This window comes from Streptomyces sp. NPDC086077, assembly GCF_040686175.1.
Lineage (GTDB): Bacteria > Actinomycetota > Actinomycetes > Streptomycetales > Streptomycetaceae > Streptomyces.
In genome coordinates this window covers 1-17,134 of sequence record NZ_JBFBJT010000004.1, presented here as the reverse complement: position 1 = coordinate 17,134, position 17,134 = coordinate 1, and the positions used below count along the sequence as shown (strand labels likewise).

General features: G+C 72.3%; 15 protein-coding genes. 7 read left to right on the top strand and 8 right to left on the bottom strand.

Translation table 11 applies throughout. The features are described 5' to 3' along the window. Positions 1-125 precede the first annotated feature (125 nt). A complete protein-coding gene (locus tag AB0O67_RS01800; RefSeq protein ID WP_365444445.1) occupies positions 126-1,532 on the bottom strand; it encodes an FAD-dependent oxidoreductase in 1,407 nt (468 codons plus the stop codon). Positions 1,533-1,691: 159 nt separating this feature from the next. On the opposite strand from AB0O67_RS01800, the gene AB0O67_RS01795 reads away from it, so the two are divergent. Beyond that, entirely contained in the window at positions 1,692-2,576 is an 885-nt protein-coding gene (locus AB0O67_RS01795; protein ID WP_365444442.1) for an aminoglycoside phosphotransferase family protein, read from the top strand. 128 nt (positions 2,577-2,704) lie between these two features. On the opposite strand, the gene AB0O67_RS01790 is transcribed toward AB0O67_RS01795, so the two are convergent. From AB0O67_RS01790 to AB0O67_RS01780, 3 genes are all read right to left on the bottom strand, one after another. Continuing rightward, a complete protein-coding gene (locus tag AB0O67_RS01790; protein ID WP_365444439.1) occupies positions 2,705-4,207 on the bottom strand; it encodes an MFS transporter in 1,503 nt (500 codons plus the stop codon). 98 nt (positions 4,208-4,305) lie between these two features. Continuing rightward, on the bottom strand, positions 4,306-5,277 hold the full coding sequence (locus AB0O67_RS01785; protein WP_365444436.1) for a zinc-binding dehydrogenase: 972 nt from the start codon (positions 5,275-5,277) through the stop codon (positions 4,306-4,308). 48 nt (positions 5,278-5,325) lie between these two features. After that, entirely contained in the window at positions 5,326-6,495 is a 1,170-nt protein-coding gene (locus AB0O67_RS01780; protein ID WP_365444433.1) for an FAD-dependent oxidoreductase, read from the bottom strand. Between the two features lie 189 nt (positions 6,496-6,684). On the opposite strand from AB0O67_RS01780, the gene AB0O67_RS01775 reads away from it, so the two are divergent. Next, positions 6,685-7,359 carry a pentapeptide repeat-containing protein gene (locus AB0O67_RS01775; RefSeq protein WP_365444430.1) on the top strand — a complete coding sequence of 225 codons (675 nt, stop codon included), beginning with the start codon at positions 6,685-6,687 and terminating at the stop codon, positions 7,357-7,359. A 564-nt stretch (positions 7,360-7,923) separates the two neighbouring features. Here the strand turns inward: AB0O67_RS01775 and AB0O67_RS01770 are convergent. Further along, the gene (locus tag AB0O67_RS01770) at positions 7,924-8,424 is read right to left on the bottom strand and encodes a hypothetical protein (RefSeq protein WP_365444427.1); all 501 of its coding nucleotides are present in this window, start codon (positions 8,422-8,424) and stop codon (positions 7,924-7,926) included. Between the two features lie 38 nt (positions 8,425-8,462). On the opposite strand from AB0O67_RS01770, the gene AB0O67_RS01765 reads away from it, so the two are divergent. Next, positions 8,463-9,872: a M1 family metallopeptidase gene (locus AB0O67_RS01765; protein WP_365444424.1), complete on the top strand. Its 1,410-nt coding sequence runs from the start codon at positions 8,463-8,465 to the stop codon at positions 9,870-9,872. A gap of 181 nt (positions 9,873-10,053) precedes the next feature. Here the strand turns inward: AB0O67_RS01765 and AB0O67_RS01760 are convergent, their stop codons facing one another. Continuing rightward, positions 10,054-10,629 (bottom strand): TerD family protein, encoded by a 576-nt coding sequence (locus tag AB0O67_RS01760; protein WP_365444421.1) that lies wholly within the window; start codon positions 10,627-10,629, stop codon positions 10,054-10,056. A gap of 174 nt (positions 10,630-10,803) precedes the next feature. On the opposite strand from AB0O67_RS01760, the gene arfB reads away from it, so the two are divergent. Together arfB and AB0O67_RS01750 are read left to right on the top strand one after the other, a co-directional pair. Next, on the top strand, positions 10,804-11,244 hold the full coding sequence (gene arfB, locus AB0O67_RS01755; protein ID WP_365444418.1) for an alternative ribosome rescue aminoacyl-tRNA hydrolase ArfB: 441 nt from the start codon (positions 10,804-10,806) through the stop codon (positions 11,242-11,244). A 244-nt stretch (positions 11,245-11,488) separates the two neighbouring features. Continuing rightward, positions 11,489-12,355, top strand: coding sequence for a sigma-70 family RNA polymerase sigma factor (locus AB0O67_RS01750; protein WP_365444415.1), 867 nt, complete (start codon positions 11,489-11,491; stop codon positions 12,353-12,355). Between the two features lie 35 nt (positions 12,356-12,390). Here AB0O67_RS01750 and AB0O67_RS01745 read toward each other — a convergent pair whose 3' ends face one another. Beyond that, positions 12,391-12,993 (bottom strand): flavin reductase family protein, encoded by a 603-nt coding sequence (locus tag AB0O67_RS01745; RefSeq protein ID WP_365444412.1) that lies wholly within the window; start codon positions 12,991-12,993, stop codon positions 12,391-12,393. Between the two features lie 369 nt (positions 12,994-13,362). Between AB0O67_RS01745 and cdgB the strand changes: the two genes are divergently transcribed. After that, positions 13,363-15,027, top strand: coding sequence for a diguanylate cyclase CdgB (gene cdgB / locus AB0O67_RS01740; protein WP_365444409.1), 1,665 nt, complete (start codon positions 13,363-13,365; stop codon positions 15,025-15,027). Positions 15,028-15,147: 120 nt separating this feature from the next. Further along, the gene (locus AB0O67_RS01735; RefSeq protein WP_365444407.1) at positions 15,148-16,086 is read left to right on the top strand and encodes a carbohydrate-binding protein; all 939 of its coding nucleotides are present in this window, start codon (positions 15,148-15,150) and stop codon (positions 16,084-16,086) included. 13 nt (positions 16,087-16,099) lie between these two features. Here AB0O67_RS01735 and AB0O67_RS01730 read toward each other — a convergent pair whose 3' ends face one another. Continuing rightward, entirely contained in the window at positions 16,100-17,029 is a 930-nt protein-coding gene (locus AB0O67_RS01730) for a 1-phosphofructokinase family hexose kinase (protein ID WP_365444404.1), read from the bottom strand. Positions 17,030-17,134 lie beyond the last annotated feature (105 nt).

The window sequence follows — 17,134 nt, the reverse complement described above, 5'->3', positions numbered from 1 at the left end:
CGCCCTCATTGCCGCCGCGAGTGTGCTGGTCCCGCTCCTTTTCTCGCTGAGCGGCATCGCTCACCGAGAGATCCCTGTCGTGTACATCCTTGAGAGGGGTCGTGGATGGCGGCCGGTCGGCCGGGTCAGTCGCGTCCCGCCACCCGGTCCGCCAGTCGGGCCAGGCGGGACGACTCGGCGCCGTGTGTGACGAGTTCGCGGCGGTCGGCGGTGCGGTAGGTGGCGTACATGCTGTGGACGCCCAGCCAGCGCAGCGGTTCCGGTTCCCACTTTCGGACCACGTGGCCGACCCAGGGCAGGTCCGTCAGGTCCGTGCGGGTGCCCTGGCCGGAGTCGAGCTGGACCAGGTCGCGCAGGGTGCGGGCGGCGAGGTTGGCGGTGGCGACGCCGGAGCCGACGTAGCCGCCCGCCCAGCCGAGGCCGGTGGCGCGGTCCAGGGTGACCGTGGCGCACCAGTCGCGGGGTACGCCGAGGACGCCCGACCAGGCGTGCTCGATGCGGACGCCGGTCAGGGTGGGGAAGAAGCGCTCCAGGATCTCCCGCAGCGCCACGACGGTGGCCTCCTGGGTGCGGCCGTCGTTGTCCGTGCGGGAGCCGAAGCGGTACGGCGCTCCGCGGCCGCCGAGCGCGATCCGGCCGTCGGCGGTGCGCTGGGCGTACATGTAGGCGTGGGCCATGTCGCCGAGCGTCTCGCGGCCCTCCCAGCCGATCGCCTTCCACCGCTCCGCGCTGAGCGGCACGGTCGCGATCATGGAGGAGTTCATGGGCAGCCAGGTGCGCCTCTGGCCCTTCAGGGACGCCGTGAAGCCCTCCGTGCAGCGCAGCACGTAGGGCGCGCGGACCGTGCCGTACGGGGTGACCGCGCGCTTCGGGCGAATCTCCGTGACCGGCGTCGACTCGTGGATGGTCACGCCGAGGGCCTCGACGGCGCGCGCGAGGCCGGTCACGAGCTTCACCGGGTGGATCCGGGCCCCGTGCGGTGTCCAGGAGGAACCGACCGCGCCCGCCACCCTGATCCGCTCGGCGGTCTCACGGGCGCCGTAGAACTCGCGGTCCTTCTCGCCGTACGCCAGCTCGTGCGCGTGGAAGGCCTTCAGGCGTGCCAGCTGGGCGGGTGTGCGGGCGACTTCGAGGACGCCGCCCTTGTGGATGCCGGCCTCGATGCCCTCCTCACCGGCGGCCCTGATGACCTCGTCGACGGTGTCGTTCATGGCACGCTGAAGGCGTACGGCGGCCTCGTGGCCGTGCACGCGCGCGTACCGGTCGCGGCCCGCGATGCCGCTGTAGAGCCAGCCGCCGTTGCGGCCGGAGGCGCCGTAGCCGCAGAACTTCTGCTCCAGGACGGTGACACGGAGGAAGGGCGCGGCCTTCTTCAGGTAGTACGCCGTCCACAGTCCCGTGTAGCCGCCGCCGACGATCACGACGTCGGCCGAGGCGTCACCGCAGAGGGGCTCCCGAGGGGCGGGGAAGCCCTCCTGGGCGTACCAGAAGGAGACGCCGCCGTTCACGACGCTGCTCGCCGAGCTGCTCATGGCCGGGACGTTACCCGTGGGCCCGAGGGCTGTCTCCTTCGGATTCCGTCGCTTTCAGGGGTGGTTCGGCGCTGGAAGCGTGGTGGGCCGGCGACGAGGTGCGCGGTCCGGTGGGAAATTGGGTCGAGGCGGTCCCGGCCCCTCCGTAGGGTCTGGTCCGTGATCGATGTTCCCGACGAACTGGCCGCGTCCCAGGCGATGTACAACGGCGAGGAGGGCAGCGCCTTCATCGCCGCACTGCCGCGGCTGGCGGCCGGGTTCCTGGACCGCTGGGAGCTGCGGATCGACGGGCCGTCGATGTACGGCGTGTCCGCGCTGGTCCTGCCCGTCGTCCGAGCGGACGGCACGCGCGCGGTGCTGAAGTTGCAGCTGCTCGACGAGGAGAGCGCGGGCGAGCCTGTCGCGCTGCGGGTGTGGGACGGCGACGGGGCGGTACGGCTGCTGGACCACGACCCGGCGACGGGCACGATGCTCCTCGAACGCCTCGACCCCGCCCGGATGCTGTCCCACCTGCCCGATTCGCGCGAGGCCGTGCTGGTCGTCGCCCGGCTGCTGGCCCATCTGACCTCCGGACCGGCCCCGGAGGGCATGCGCAGGCTCGGCGACGTCGTGCGGGCGGTGCTGGAGCGGACGCCGCGGGCGCTGGAACGGGTCCCGGACCCGGAGGCCCGCCGGCTGATCGCCGACTGCGCCGCCGCCGTACGGGAGGTGGCGGACGAGCCGGGGGACCGGCTCCTGCACTGGGACCTGCACTTCGAGAACGTCCTCGCCTGCGACCGCGCCCCCTGGCTCGCCATCGACCCCAAGCCCCTCGCCGGCGACCCCGGCTTCGACCTGCTGCCCGCCATCGACAACCGCTTCGAGGCCGAGGAGGTCCGCTGGCGGTTCGACGCCATGACGGACGTACTCGGGCTGGAGCGCGCGCGTGCCCGCGCGTGGACCCTCGCGCGCGTGCTGCAGAACACCCTGTGGGAGATCGAGGACGGCCGGCCGGTGCAGGCCGAGCAGCTGGAGATCGCGCGGCGGCTGCGGGACCGGGTGTAAGGGGCTGCCGGTCGCGCGCGGGGCCATGAAGGGGCGGGCGGGACCGAACGTACGGTGTTCCGGCTGACCGGCGGGGTGCCGGCGGACCGGCAGGGTGCCGGCCGCGCCGGGAGCGGCCTGAAGCGTCGCTAGCCGGTCGCCTCCGGGACCGGCGCCTTCGCCGGCGCCGCGCGCCTGGGAGGCTTCACCGTGACCATCACGGCCGTGACCGCGCCCGCCAGCAGCATGAGGCCGGAGGCACACCACAGGGCGACCGTGTAGCCGTGGACGACTGCCTCGCGGGTCACCTCCGTGGGCCGGGTGGAGGCGGTGAGGTGGGCGGTGAGGTAGCCGGCGGTGCTGGTGTTGGCGATGGTGTTGAGGAGCGCCGTACCGATCGAACCGCCGACCTGCTGCGAGGTGTTCAGGGTCGCCGAGGTGACGCCCGAGTCCTGCGGGGCCACCCCGGCCGTCACCGTGGCGAACACCGGCATGTACGTCAGCCCCATGCCGAGGCCCACCAGGAGCAGGCCCGGGAGGATCTCGACGACGTACGACGAATCCACGGTGAGCCGGGTGAGGAACGCCATGCCGGTCGCGGACAGGACCATGCCGGGGGCCATCAGGGCGCGCGGCTGGACGTGCTGGAGCAGACGGCCCGCGATCTGGGTGGAGCCGATGACGGTCGCGGCCGTGAGGGGGACGAAGGCCAGGCCGGCCCGCGCCGGGGAGTAGCCCAGGACGCTCTGCAGGTAGTAGGTCATGAAGAGGAACAGGCCGAACATGCTCATGATGGCCAGCATCATCGTCAGGAAGCAGCCCGCGCGGTTGCGGTCCTTGACGACGTGCAGCGGCAGCAGCGGCATGGGCGCCCTGGCCTGCCACCACACGAAGGCCACCAGCAGCGCGAGCCCCACCGCGAGCAGGCCGAGGACGAACGGGTCGGCCCAGCCGTGCGACTCGGCCTCGCTGAACCCGTAGACGATCGCGGCCAGACCCGAGCAGCCGAGCAGCACACCGGGGACGTCGAGGCGGGCTCCGGGGCGCCCGGGGCGGTCGCGAAGGACGACGAAGGCGCCGATGAGCGCGAGGATCGCGATGGGGGTGTTGACGAAGAGGCACCAGCGCCAGTTGAGGTACTCGGTGAAGAGCCCGCCGACGATGAAGCCCATGGCGGAGCCACTGCCGGCCAGGGCACCGAAGATGCCGAAGGCCTTGCCGCGCTCCTTGGGGTCGGTGAACGTCGTGGCGAGCAGACTCAGCGCGGACGGGGCCAGCACGGCCGCGAAGGCGCCCTGCAGCGCCCGGGCGCCGAACAGCATCCCGGGGCTGACGGCGGCGCCGCCCAGCGCGGAGGCGGCGGCGAAGCCGACCAGCCCGAAGGCGAAGGTGCGCCTGCGGCCGACGAGGTCGGCGATCCGGCCGCCGAGCAGCAGCAGACCGCCGAAGGCAAGGGTGTAGGCGGTGATCACCCATTGGCGGTTGCCGTCGGACATCCCCAGCTCGTCCTGGGCGGACGGCAGCGCGATGTTCACGATCGTCGAGTCGAGGATGACCATCAGCTGGGCGAGGGCGATCACCACCAGCCCCCACCAGCGGTGGGGGTCGGTCTCCGCGGAAGCTGTGGGGTTACTCGTCCGAGGCTCGGTCACGCGGACAGAAGACCATGAATCATGACCTACCGCACCGGATGCCACGCCCCTTCTGGTCAGGTCTTTGCCGTCGGGCCCGTTCGGTGCGGCCGTCCCGGTCAGGGCTCCAGGACCACCTTGCCGGTGGTGCCCCGGTTCTCCAGCGCGTGGTGTGCGGCGGCGGCCTCGGCGAGCGGGAAGCGGTGCACGGCCGGGGTCAGCCGGCCCGCGGCGGCCTCGGCGAGGGACCGGAGTTCCAGGGTGCGGATCGGGTTCGGGCCGCCCGCCTTCTCCAGCATCGCCGGGCCCAGGACCTGCACGGTCACCCCGTCCACGACCAGGGGTTCGCCGGCGGCGATGCCCTCGGCGGACCAGCCGAAGACCACGTGCGCGCCGCCGGGGGCGAGCAGACCGACGGCCCTACGGGCGATGTCGCCGCCGACGCCGTCGTAGACGATCGTGACCTTGCCGTCGTACGACCTGACCTTCTCCGGCCAGGCGGGGTCGCGGTAGTCGACGGCGAGATCGGCGCCGTTCGCGGCGACCCGCTCCGTCTTCTGGGGCCCGCCGGCCAGGCCGACGACGGTGGCCCCCGCGTTCTTGGCGTACTGCACGAGGAGGGTGCCGAGACCGCCGGCGGCGGCCGGGATCACGACCACGTCGCCCGGCCCCGGTTCGGCGAACTGCACGATGCCCATCGCCGTACGCCCTGTGCCGATCATGGCGACGGCCTCGGCGAAGCCGAGACCCACCGGGACCTCGTGCAGACGGCCGACGTCGGTCACGGCGAGTTCGGCGTAGCCGCCGGGGACGAAGCCCAGGTGCGCGACGACACGCTTGCCGAGCCATGCCTCGTCGGTGCCCTCGCCGAGCGACTCGACGACTCCGGCGACCTCGCGGCCCGGGATCGTGGGCAGGGTGGGCGCCGGGCCGGGCCCGGCGTGGCCGGCGCGGATCGCCGCGTCGAGCAGGTGGACGCCGGCGGCCGCGACGGCGATACGGACCTGGTGGGCGGCCGGTACGGGAGCGTCGACCTCCTCGGCGGTGAGGTTCTCGGCGGGGCCGAAGGCATGGAGGCGGATGGCGTGCATGGGGTCCCCCTGGGGCGGGCGGGTGGCTTTCTCCGCCACTGTTCGACCTCAAGCGCGCTTGAGGTCAAGTGATCTAGGGCCGTGCTGTCCGAGCGCCAGGGACACGGCGGTCAGCGCGCTGTTGAAGGACACCTCCGACAGGACGCCGGGCGCGGCGACCTGGTCGCCCGCCAGGTACACACCGTCGCCCCGGTCCACGGCGGGCCGGTCGCGCCAGGTGGTGCCGGGCAGGTCGACGGCGCCGGTACGACCGCCTGCGAGCGCCTCGCGCCGCCAGGTGACGCGGTCGCGCCAGCCGTCGTAGGCGAGATCGAGCAACTGCTCGGCGCGGGCGATGCCGTCGGCGCGGGACTCGTGCGGGGCGATCGGGATCTGGCCCTGGACGAGCTGCTCGCCGGCGGGGGCGAGGGTGCGGTCCTGCGCGGTGAAGCGTTCGAGCCAGCCGGTCGCGTCCAGGTCGCTGACGATGAAGGGGTCGCCGCGGCGGGTGCGTACGGCGAGGTCGATGAGGGTGGTACGACCGCTCGGCCAGGTCAGCGAGTCGTCACCGAGGAGGTGGCGGGCGGCGTCGAGGGAGGTGGCGACGATCACCGGTGCGTCGGTGGGGAGGGTGCTGACACGGGACAGGGTCTCGATGCGCACGCCCAGGTTCCAGGCGCGGGCGGCCATCCGGTCGACGAGGCTCGCCCAGCCGCCGCGCGGATAGTGCGCCTCGGGCGGCAACGCGGTGGAACGGCGCAGCCGTTCGTGCACGAACGCGGCGGACAGGCCGCCGGGGTCGTGGTGGAAGAGGGCGACGGCCGCGTAGTGGGCGGCGGCCCGCGCGCCCTCCTCCCCCACCTGTTCGGTGGCCCAGGTCAGGAAGTCGACGTCGACGGGGGCCCGCCGGGCGGGGCGGCGCAGCAGCTTCAACATGCCGAGGGGCGGGACGCGGCGCAGAACGCCCTTGTGGCGTAGCCGCAGCCGGGTGGCCTCCAGCGGCGGGAGGGGAGCGAGGGGGCCGATCAGGTCGCGCTGCGCGAGCCAGGTCCAGTGCGGGCCGCCGTCGTAGATGGCGTGCGGACCCTCGTTCGTCCGGTACGGGCCCTGCGCGGTGCGGGCCCGGCCGCCGAGGGTGTGGTGGGCTTCGTGGACGGTGACCTTGGCGCCCGCTTCGGCGGCGGTGATGGCGGCGGTGAGGCCGGCGAAGCCGCCGCCGACGACGGTGAGGTGGGGCATGGGTCGGTCTCCCTTGCTCGGGTTCGCCTTTCTGTTTCCGGGAGTACGACGGGAGGTCGGGCCCCGAATGTGACATCGAGGGCGGGAGCCGGGGCGATTGTCCTTGAGGTGAGGGCGTCTTCGGCCCCTGAGGCGGCACGTCTTCGCAGGTCAGGGTCATTGTCAGTGCTGGGGTGCAGGATGGTGGGCATGGTGCGGCGAGTGGCGGGTGGCGTGAAGGCGGCACGGCGACCGGAGCTGCGGCTCCCGGGGCTGGAGGCGTACGAAGGGGGTGGCCTGGAGCCGGACGGGGACTACGACGGGCTGCAGTTCCGGGACGCGGAGCTGGGCGGGCAGGACGGCGGGGGCGCCCGCTTCATGGACTGCGCGTTGACGGGGTGCGCGCTGGACGAGACGCGACTGCACCGGGCGCGCTTCCTGGACTCGGTGCTCACCGCGCCACGCGGTGTGGGGACGAACCTGGCGGAGGCCACCCTGCGCGACGTCGAGCTGCGCGACGCCCGCCTGGGCGGTACACAACTGCACGGTGCCGTGCTGGAACGCGTCCTGGTCCAGGGCGGCAAGATCGACTATCTGAACCTGCGGGGGGCCCGGCTGAAGGACGTGGTCTTCGAGGGGTGCGTCCTGGTGGAGCCGGACTTCGGGGGTGCGTCGCTGGAGCGCGTCGAGTTCGCGGACTGCGCGCTGAAGGGGGCGGACTTCAGCACGGCGACTCTGACGGACGTGGACCTGCGCGGGGCGGTGCCCCTGGAGATCACGCGGGGGGTGGACCGCCTGTCGGGCGCGGTGATCAGCGCGGGCCAGCTGGTGGAACTGGCGCCGGTGCTGGCGGGGGCGTTGGGGATCAGGGTGGAAGCGGGGTGAGGGCGGACGGGGGAGGCGGTGGCCTTCCGGGGTGGGAGACCTGCGGGTTGAGTGGCTGAGGGGTGGGGTGACCTCGGGGGTTGAGTGGCTGAGGGGTGGGGTGACCCCGGGGGCTGAGTGGCTGAGGGGTGGGGTGACCTCGGGGGAGGGTGAGTGGCTGAGGGGGGACCTCGGGGGGTGAGCGGCTGAGGGGCGGCGGCCGACGGGGCGAGTGGGCTGCAGGGGTCACGTGGTCGAGGGGGGCCGACGGGGATTGAGCTGCCCGCGAGGCGGGATGGCCGATAGGTGGAGGGGGCTGATGGGGCCGCAGGGCCAGTCGGCGCCGAGGTGCCCGCAAGGCCGAGGTGCCCGCAAGGCCGAGGTGCCCGACAGTGCCGAGGTGCCCGCGAGGGTGAGGTGCCCCGCAAGGCCGAGGTGCCCGCGAGGGTGAGGTGCCCCGCAAGGCCTAGGTGCCCGCGAGGGTGAGGTGGCGCGGGGCGGGACCGGCGAGCCGGGGTGGGGCGGTCGGCCGGGCCCGAAGGGCCGGCCGGGTGGAGGGCACGTCGGAGGGGCCGCGCCTCCCCGTCACGGCATCCTGGGGAACCTCGCCTGCAACGACCAGATCGCCGGGTTCTCCGCCAGGTCCTCGTGCAAGTCGCACAGGTCGGCGACCAGATCGTGCAGGAAGTCGCGTGCCTCGCGCCGGAGTTCGGTGTGGGAGAAGGTGAGCGGCGGCTCCTCGGCCGGCTGCCAGTCGGCCTCCACGTCGACCCAGCCGAAGCGGCGCTCGAAGAGCAGACGGTCGGTGGACTCGGTGAAGTCCAGTTCCGCGCGCTGGGGGCGCGAGGCGCGGGAGCCCGCCGGGTCGCGGTCCAGCTGCTCGACGATGTCGCACAGCGCCCACGCGAAGTCGAGCACCGGCACCCATCCCCAGGCTGTGGACAGCTCCCGGTCCGACTTGGTCTCGGCGAGATAGACGTCACCGCAGAACAGGTCGTGCCGCAAGGCGTGCACGTCCGCGCGGCGGTAGTCGGTCTGGGGCGGGTCCGGGAAGCGGTTGGAGAGGGCGTAGCCGATGTCGAGCACGTACGCGATGGTGTCACGCCACTCGTAGGATCAATGACGTGTCCCGTTTCGCACCGGTTGTCCCCGCCGCCCTCCTCGCGCTCGCCCTGACCGCGTGTGCGAGCACCGGCGTCGAGGGCGGCGCCCCCGGCGGCTCGGGCCTGCGCGACCCGTACTTCCCGAAGGCCGGCAACGGCGGCTACGACGTCACCCACTACGACCTGGCCCTGTCCTACACGCCCGGCACCCGCCACCTCGCCGCCCGGACGACGATCACCGCCCGCGCCACCCAGGACCTCTCCGCCTTCAATCTCGACCTCCGGGGACTGCGGGTCGAGAAGGTCACCGTCGACGGCACCGCCGCCCGCTGGAACCGCGCCGGGCAGGAACTGACCGTCCGGCCCCGCGACGACCTCACCGAGGGCCGCACCTTCCGCGTGGCGGTCGGCTACTCGGGCGCCCCGGTCACGATCACCGACCCGGACAGTTCGCAGGAGGGCTGGCTGCCCACCGAGGACGGCGCGCTGGCGCTGGGCGAACCGGTCGGTTCGATGGCGTGGTACCCCGGCAACCACCACCCCTCGGACAAGGCGACGTACGACATCGAGGTCACCGTCCCGAAGGGCCTGCGAGCGGTCTCGAACGGCGAGCTGCGCAGCGAGCGCACCACCGAGGGCCGCACGACCACTCACTGGCGCACGGACCGGCCCATGGCGAGTTACCTCACCACCCTCGCCGTCGGCCGCTACGACATCGGCCGCACCACGACCCCGGACGGCCTGCCCGTGTACACGGCGGTGGACCCGGCCGAGGCCGCCGCGAGCCGCGAGGTCCTGGCACGTATCCCCGAGGTGCTCGCCTGGGCCGAGGACCGCTTCGGCCCGTACCCCTTCGCCTCCACCGGCGCGATCGTCGCCCGCCCTGGGGACGCCGCCTACGCCCTGGAGACCCAGACCCGCCCCTTCTTCCCCGGCACCCCTGATGTCCCGCTCCTGGTCCACGAGATCGCTCACCAGTGGTACGGCAACTCCGTCAGCCCCGAGTCCTGGCAGGACATGTGGCTCAACGAGGCCTTCGCGACGTACGCGGAGTGGCTGTGGGCGGAGGACCACGGCGGCGACACCGCCCAGCACACCTTCGACGAGCTCCATGCCGGAACGCGCTACAGCACTCCCGAGGAGAACGCGGCCGTCTGGCTCTTCCCACCCGCGAATCCCCCCGGCGCCGAGCACATCTCCGGCCGCCCGGTCTACGACCGCGGCGCGATGGTCCTCCACAGGATCCGCCAGACCCTCGCCGACGACACCGCGTTCGACGCCCTGCTCCGCGACTGGGCCACGGCCCACCGCCACGGAAACGCGAGCACGGAGGACTTCACGAGATACGTCGAGCAACGGGCGCCGGAGAAGAACTTCGACGGCGTCTGGGAGGAGTGGCTCTACGGGGAGGGGAAGCCCGCACTGAGATGAGGCAGGGAGCGGGCCCGCACGGCACCGGTACGGGAGCGGACCTTCAGCAGTCACACCGTCTTACAGTCACGCGTATCGCCTGTCATGCACGCCCCGCATGTCACACAAGTCACGCAAGCCCCGGGCCCCCCAGCGCAGTCGCTGAGGGGCCCGGTGGTCAGGCTGTCGGTGTGGCCGTCGCTCAGACGTTCACGCCGAAGTCCTGGGCGATGCCCACCAGGCCCGAGGCGTAGCCCTGGCCCACGGCGCGGAACTTCCACTCGGCGCCGTTGCGGTAGAGCTCGCCGAAGACCATGGCGGTCTCGGTGGCCGCGTCCTCCGAGAGGTCGTAGCGGGCGATCTCCGTGCCGCCGGCCTGGTTGATGATGCGGATGTAGGCGTTGCGGACCTGGCCGAAGTTCTGCGAGCGGTTCTCCGCGTCGTAGATCGAGACCGGGAAGACGATCTTGTCGATGTCGGCGGGGAGGCCGACCAGGTTGACGTTGATCTGCTCGTCGTCGCCCGCGCCCTCGCCCGTGCGGTTGTCACCCGTGTGGACGATCGTCTGGTCCGGCGTCTGCTTGTTGTTGAAGAAGACGAAGTGCTGGTCGGAGAAGACCTTGCCCTGCGAGTTGACCGCGATCGCGGACGCGTCGAGGTCGAAGTCGGTACCGGTGGTGCTCCGGACGTCCCAGCCGAGGCCCACGGTGACGGCGGTCAGGCCCGGAGCCTCCTTGGTGAGCGAGACGTTGCCACCCTTTGACAGGCTTACAGCCATGGTCGGGAGTTCCTTCCCTCGAAGCGTGCGCTATGCGGTGCCGTTGCTGAAGCTACAGCTACCCCTATGAACGCCGGGGGTGGTGCCATGGGTTCCCCGCGCTTTACTTTCTTTACCCGGCTGCCGCGTCCGGCGGCGATATTCGGGTGACGCCGACCCCGTCCAGGCGGGAACATGTCAGTCATGTCCGGTCGTCCACACCTCATCCGCGGCTCCGTCTCGCTGCCCGAGGCGGAGCTCCAGTGGCGTTTCTCTCGCTCGTCCGGGCCCGGTGGCCAGCACGTCAACACCAGCGACACCAGCGTGGAGCTGCGCTTCGACCTCGCCGCCACCGAGGCCCTGCCCGAGGTGTGGAAGCGGCGCGCCCTGGAGCGGCTGGAGGGCCGGCTCGTCGACGGGGTCGTCGCCGTGCGTGCCTCCGAGCACCGTTCCCAGTGGCGCAACCGCGAGGCCGCCGCCGTACGCCTCGCGGCGCTCCTCGCCGAGGCCACCGCGCCGCCGCCCAAGCCCCGCAGGCCGACCCGTATCCCACGCGGCATCAACGAACGCCGGCTCCGGGAGAAGAAGCAGCGGTCCGACACCAAGCGGGGGCGGACCGGCCGCGACTGGCATTGACCAACGGTCAGTGTGTAATACGAAACGATCAGTGGATGTCCGGGTGGGTGAGTAGTGGTTGCGATGGCGAGTGAGCAATGGCTACTAAACAATTGGTCAGCATGTACTGAACAAAAATTCAGCGGCGCCCGACCCGCCCGGCGCGAGATTCCGCTCCCTCGCCCGAGGCCTTCCGTCACATTTTCCGCCCGCCGTCCGTCATAGTCCCGAGGGCATCCACGACGAGGGCTGGTGAACGGGACTCATGAGCGGCGAACACGACTTCCTTGCCGAGCGTTTCGAGGCGCACCGTCCGCATCTGCGCGCCGTCGCCCACCGCATGCTCGGCTCCCTCGCCGAGGCGGACGACGCCGTGCAGGAGGCCTGGTTCCGGCTGAGCCGCAGCGACACGCGCGAGGTGGACAACCTCGGGGGATGGCTCACCACCGTCGTCGGACGGGTCTGCCTCGACATGCTTCGCTCCCGCAAGTCCCGTGCCGAGGAGTCGCTGGAGCGGTCCCTGGACGCCGGCGCCCCCGTCCCCCTCGCGGCCGGTGCCCCCGACCCCGAGTACGACGCCCTCCTCGCCGACTCCGTGGGTGTCGCCCTGCTGGTCGTGCTCGACACGCTCACCCCCGCCGAACGGCTCGCCTTCGTGCTGCACGACATGTTCGCGGTGCCCTACGAGGAGGTCGCCACGATCGTGGGACGGACGCCGACGACGGCGCGGCAGCTGGCCAGCAGGGGGCGGCGGCGGGTGCAGGGGGCTCCGGCGCCCGACGCGGACCTCGCGCGGCAACGGGCGGTCGTCGACGCCTTTCTCGCCGCCTCGCGGGGCGGCGACTTCGACGGGCTGCTGCGAGTGCTCGACCCGGATGTCATGGCCCGGGGCGAGACCGGCGTGACCACAGGGGCCGCCGCGGTCGCGTCCGGCGCCACGCGCTTCGCGCACCTCGCCCGCGTCGCCCGGCACGCCCTGCTCGACGGGGCCCCGGGGCTGGTGGTGTTCTCGGACGACGGGCAGCGGCTGGTGCAGGTGCTGCGCTTCACCTTCGTACGGGAGCGGATCGCCGTCATCGAGATCGTCAGCGACGTCGGACGGCTGTCCCGGATCGATGTCGCCGTGGCGTAGCGGCCCGGCCGCCGGCGGGGGGAGGCCGCCGCGGCTCACCCCAGGTGCCGGTACCGCCCCTTGAAGTACATCAGCGGACCGCCGTCCGCACTGGGCACCCGAGCCGTCAGGACCCGCCCGATCACCAGTGTGTGGTCCCCGGCCGGAACCCGCTGTTCCGTCCGGCACTCCAGCGTCGCCAGCGCGCCGCCCACCAGCGGCGCGCCGGTCACCTGGCCGCGGACGTACGGGATGTCCTCGAACAGCAGGCGGTCGCTGATGCGGCCCTTCATGGCGAACCGGCCGGCGATGTGCCGCTGGCTCTCTGAGAGGACGGAGACGGCCCATTGGGGCTGCTCGTCGAGCAGGTCGTCCATGCGGGAGCCGTCCCGGAGGCTGACCATGACCAGGGGCGGGTCGAGGGAGACGGACATGAAGGCCGTCGCCGTCATGCCGACGTCCTCGCCGACCGGCGCCTGCGGGTCGTCGGGGTCGAGCGAGGGCTCGCACGCGGTCACCAGGACCACCCCTGCGGCCAGCCGGGACATCGCGGCACGGAACTCGTCGTCGGTCACCCCCACAGCATGCCCAACGGACGATGCCGGGGCGGGCGGGGCGGGAACAGTGACGGGTGGCGCGGCTGCGTGTGTGTTCGGCACGCCGGAAACGCTAATCTCCGGTGCGTGCGCGCCGCATCGGACCTCGGCCCGAAGGCGGTCCTAGGACCTGCGACGGACCGCGACGGACGGCAATGTCCCAGCCGGGCGGCGATGGACACTTGATGGACACTCGCACATATTTTGCGTTCGTTAAACGCACGGGAAAAACGCAGAAACTCCACTCAATTGTTCATCTTCTACTGTGACTTGAGTCACAAGGGGCATTAATTGTTGACCCTGTGTACCGAGTGGGCAGCGCGCTGTGATTCAGTGGCGGGAAGCTGTACCGGAAGCTGTAAGGGCACCACTCAGAAAAGGGCGCCGAAGAGAACCCTTGATTCGCTGCGAGAACTCGGGGGGAGGGCGAGCATGGAGACCGAGTCGGAGCCGTACGTCCGCCTTGCGTCCCTGCGACAACTGCACGAGGTCATGGCCGACATGAACACGGCCCGCAGCCTGGCGGACACCCTGCAGACGGTCGCGAACGGGGTCGTCAGCGCTCTCGGCTTCGAGCTGGCGTGCGTCAACCTCGTACGCCCCGACGGCGACCTCGTCGTCGCGGCCTTCTCCGGCAACCCCGCCGCCGAGGCGCTCATCACCGGCCGTGCCGGCTCCCGCGAGTCCTGGGAGCGCCGGCTGGGCATGGGCGAGCAGTGGGGCGACCTCGTCTTCATACCGCACACCGAGGGCTGGGTCCTCGACGACGACGACGTCCCGCAGTGGTACACCGAGGGGCCCGCGCCGCGCTTCGAGGACGAGTGGCACCCCTCCGACCGCCTCTTCGCCCCGATGTACGCGCCCGGCGCCCAGGGCGGCCCCGCGTCCGGCGAGCTGATCGGCGTCCTGTCCGTGGACCGCCCGCGCAACGGCCGCCGGCCCGGGGCCTGGGGCCGCGAGGCGCTCCAGATGTACGCCTTCCAGGCCGCCATCGCGATCAGCAACGCGCGTCTACGCGCGAATATGCAGCGCGCCCTGGTCCGCCTGGAGCGCGAGCAGCAGGCTCTGCGGGCGAGTGAGGAGAGCTTCCGGCAGGCGTTCGAGTACGCCCCCTCCGGCATGGCCATCGCCGAGATGGGCGGCGACCAGCACGGCCGCATACTCCGCACCAACGACGCCCTGTGCCGCCTCCTCGGCCGCCCCGCGTCCGCGATGCGCCGCTACTCCTTCTCCGACCTCGTCCACCCCGAGGACATAGGCACGCTCCTGCGCACCTCCGCCGAGGGCGGCCGGGCCGAGCTGCGCCTGGGCCGGCGGGACGGCACCTACGTCTGGGTCAGCCTGCGCAACTCCGTCGTGGCCGACGCCGCCGACGGCCCCCGCTTCCTGCTCACGCACGTCGAGGACATCGAGGAGCGCAAGCGCCGCGAGCTCCAGCTCGCCCACCGCGCCTCCCACGACTCCCTCACCGGCCTGCCGAACTCCGCCGAGCTGCGCTCCCGTCTCGCGGCCCGGCTCTGCCAGCGTCCGCAGACCGGCTACCACGGCGCCTTCGAGTCGCAGGACGCCGCCTTCGGGCACCCCGTCTACGACGCCGGCGGGCACGGTTTCGACTTCGTGCCGGGCGGCGGGGACTCGTACGAGGTCTACGACCACCATGTGCACACCGTCGCCCCCGAGGGTGAACAGGACGACGGCACCAAGGGGCTCGCGGTGCTCTTCTGCGACCTCGACGGCTTCAAGTCGATCAACGACCGGTTCGGGCACAACGCGGGCGACGCGGTGCTCATCGAGGTCGCCCGGCGGCTCGGCAACGGCGTCCGGGACGGCGACACGGTCGCCCGGCTCGGCGGCGACGAGTTCGTGATCCTCGCCGACGGGCTCGGCCGGGCCGACGCCCAGGACCTCGCCGTACGGCTGCGCAACGAGATCATCCAGCCGATCCGGGCCGAGGGCCGGGCCGTGCGGGTCGGGGCGAGTTTCGGCATCGGCTGGGCGCACTGCGGCATGACGGCGGACGAGGTGCTGAAATCCGCCGATGAACGGATGTACGTCGAGAAACGGTCTCGTCCCAAACAACATCGACGCGCGGGATGATCCGCAGGTCGGTGGGGTGATGCGACCCGGGTCACCCGTTTGGGCCACCGGGAACCGGTAGGCTCGCCATTCTCACCACACGTACGCATCCGTTCCGCACCTGTTGAGGAGTACCAAGGGATGACGCCCGGCAACAACGGCGCGAGCACGCCCGAGGACGACGACCCGTTCGGCTACCTCTACGCCGATGGTCAGGCCAACGGCGCCCAGCCCCCGTCCGGCGGCTACGGCTACCCGAACTCGGTCAGCAGGGTGCGTACGGTCGGCGAGCGGCCGTACGGTCAGCAGGCCTACGGGCAGCCGAACGTGCCGCCGCAGCAGCCGCAGGGCACCTACGGCCGGCCGAACGCGCACTACGCCGCACCCGAGACGTTCCCGGGCGGCGCGCAGACCACCCAGTCGCCGATGCCCGGGCACGGCTCGGGCGGCGGCCGCGGTCGCGGACCCAACACCAAGGGCCTGCTGATCGGCGCGATCGCGGTGGTCGCCGCGGTCGTCATCGGCATCGGTGTGGCCATGCTGGGCGGCGACGACGACAAGAACGCCGGCGACGACCCGACCGTCGCCCCGTCCACCTCGCAGAGCGCGGAGTCCACCCCGTCCGGGGAGAGCAGCGCGGACAGCGAGGCCGAGCTGCCGACGATCGACGCCAAGGCCCTCCAGCTCGGCGGCGGCGCCACCACGGCGTCCGACATCGAGGGCGCCAAGGCCGACGGCGGCGTCTACGTGACGGGCTTCAACGCCGTCGGCGCCTCGGTCACCTGGACCGTCAACGGCATCCCCGACTCCGGCAAGTACACCCTGTACGTCGGGTACGGCGTACCGGGCAAGGACGCCGACGCCACCCTCACGGTCAACGGCACCGCCTCGTCCGCGCCGGTCAAGATGAAGAACTACGCGAACGCCGCCGAGGGCGACTACGCCAAGGGCTGGACGCGGACGTACAACTACGTCGAGCTCAACAAGGGCACGAACACCGTGAAGATCTCCTGCGAGCAGGGCAACCAGTGCGACGCCAACCTCGACCAGGTGTGGCTCGTCAAGGGCTGGGTCGAGTAGCCACGCCCGGCGCTCAGGCCGCGCTGACCTCCCCGGTCACCGCGACCCGCCCCAGCAGTTCCTCGTAGGTCCCCCGTTCGAACTCGCCCGCGACCGGGGCGCGCACCGTGGCCGTCGCGAGCGCGACCGCGCGGGCCAGGCGCTCCGGCCAGGGCCGGCGTTCGACCAGCCCGGCCAGCAGGGCCGCCGTGACGGAGTCACCGGCTCCGGTCGGATTGCCGTGCACCCGGCCGGGCGGGGTGGCACGCCAGGTGCCCTCCGCGGTGGCCGCCAGCAGGCCCTCCGGGCCCAGGGAGACGACGACCGCGTGGGCCCCGCGCCGGCGGGCGGCCTGGGCGCCGCGCAACGGCTCGTGCGAGCCGGTGAGTTCGGCCAGTTCGTCGCTGTTGGGCTTGACGAGGTCGGGCCGGGCGGCGACCCCTCGGCGCAGCGGCTCGCCGCTGGTGTCCAGCAGCACGGGTATGCCCGCCGCGCGGGCGGCGCGTATCAGGCCCGCGTACGCGCCCACCGGCACCCCCGGCGGCAGGCTGCCGCACAGGGCGACGGCCGAGGCCGGCGCGAGCAGGTCCTCGTAGGCCTCCTGGAAGGCGGACCACTCGGGCGGCGTGATGGCCGGGCCGGGTTCGTTGAGCTGCGTCGTGTCGCCGGTGCGCTCGTCGACCACCGCTACCGTGCGACGGGTCGCGCCGCCGATCGGGACCAGCGCGTCGACCACGCCGGGCGTGGCCGCGAGCCGCTCCTGGACGATCCGCCCGGTGCCGCCGCCGGTGAACCCGGTGACCGTCACCTCGTGGCCGAGCGCGGCCAGCACACGGGCCACGTTGAGGCCCTTGCCGCCGGGGCGTTCGGTCACCTCCGAGACGCGGTGGGTGGCGTGGGGCCGCAGGGACCGTACGCGGTAGGTGATGTCGAGAGCGGTGTTCAGCGTGACCGTGAGGATCACCCGTGCCGACCTCCCCCGAGGGTGTGTTTCTCGTTTTCCGGAGGGTCGATCATGCCAAAGAGACGGCGGACCGCCCAGCCCCCGGGGCGGCCACCGTCTCCCTAC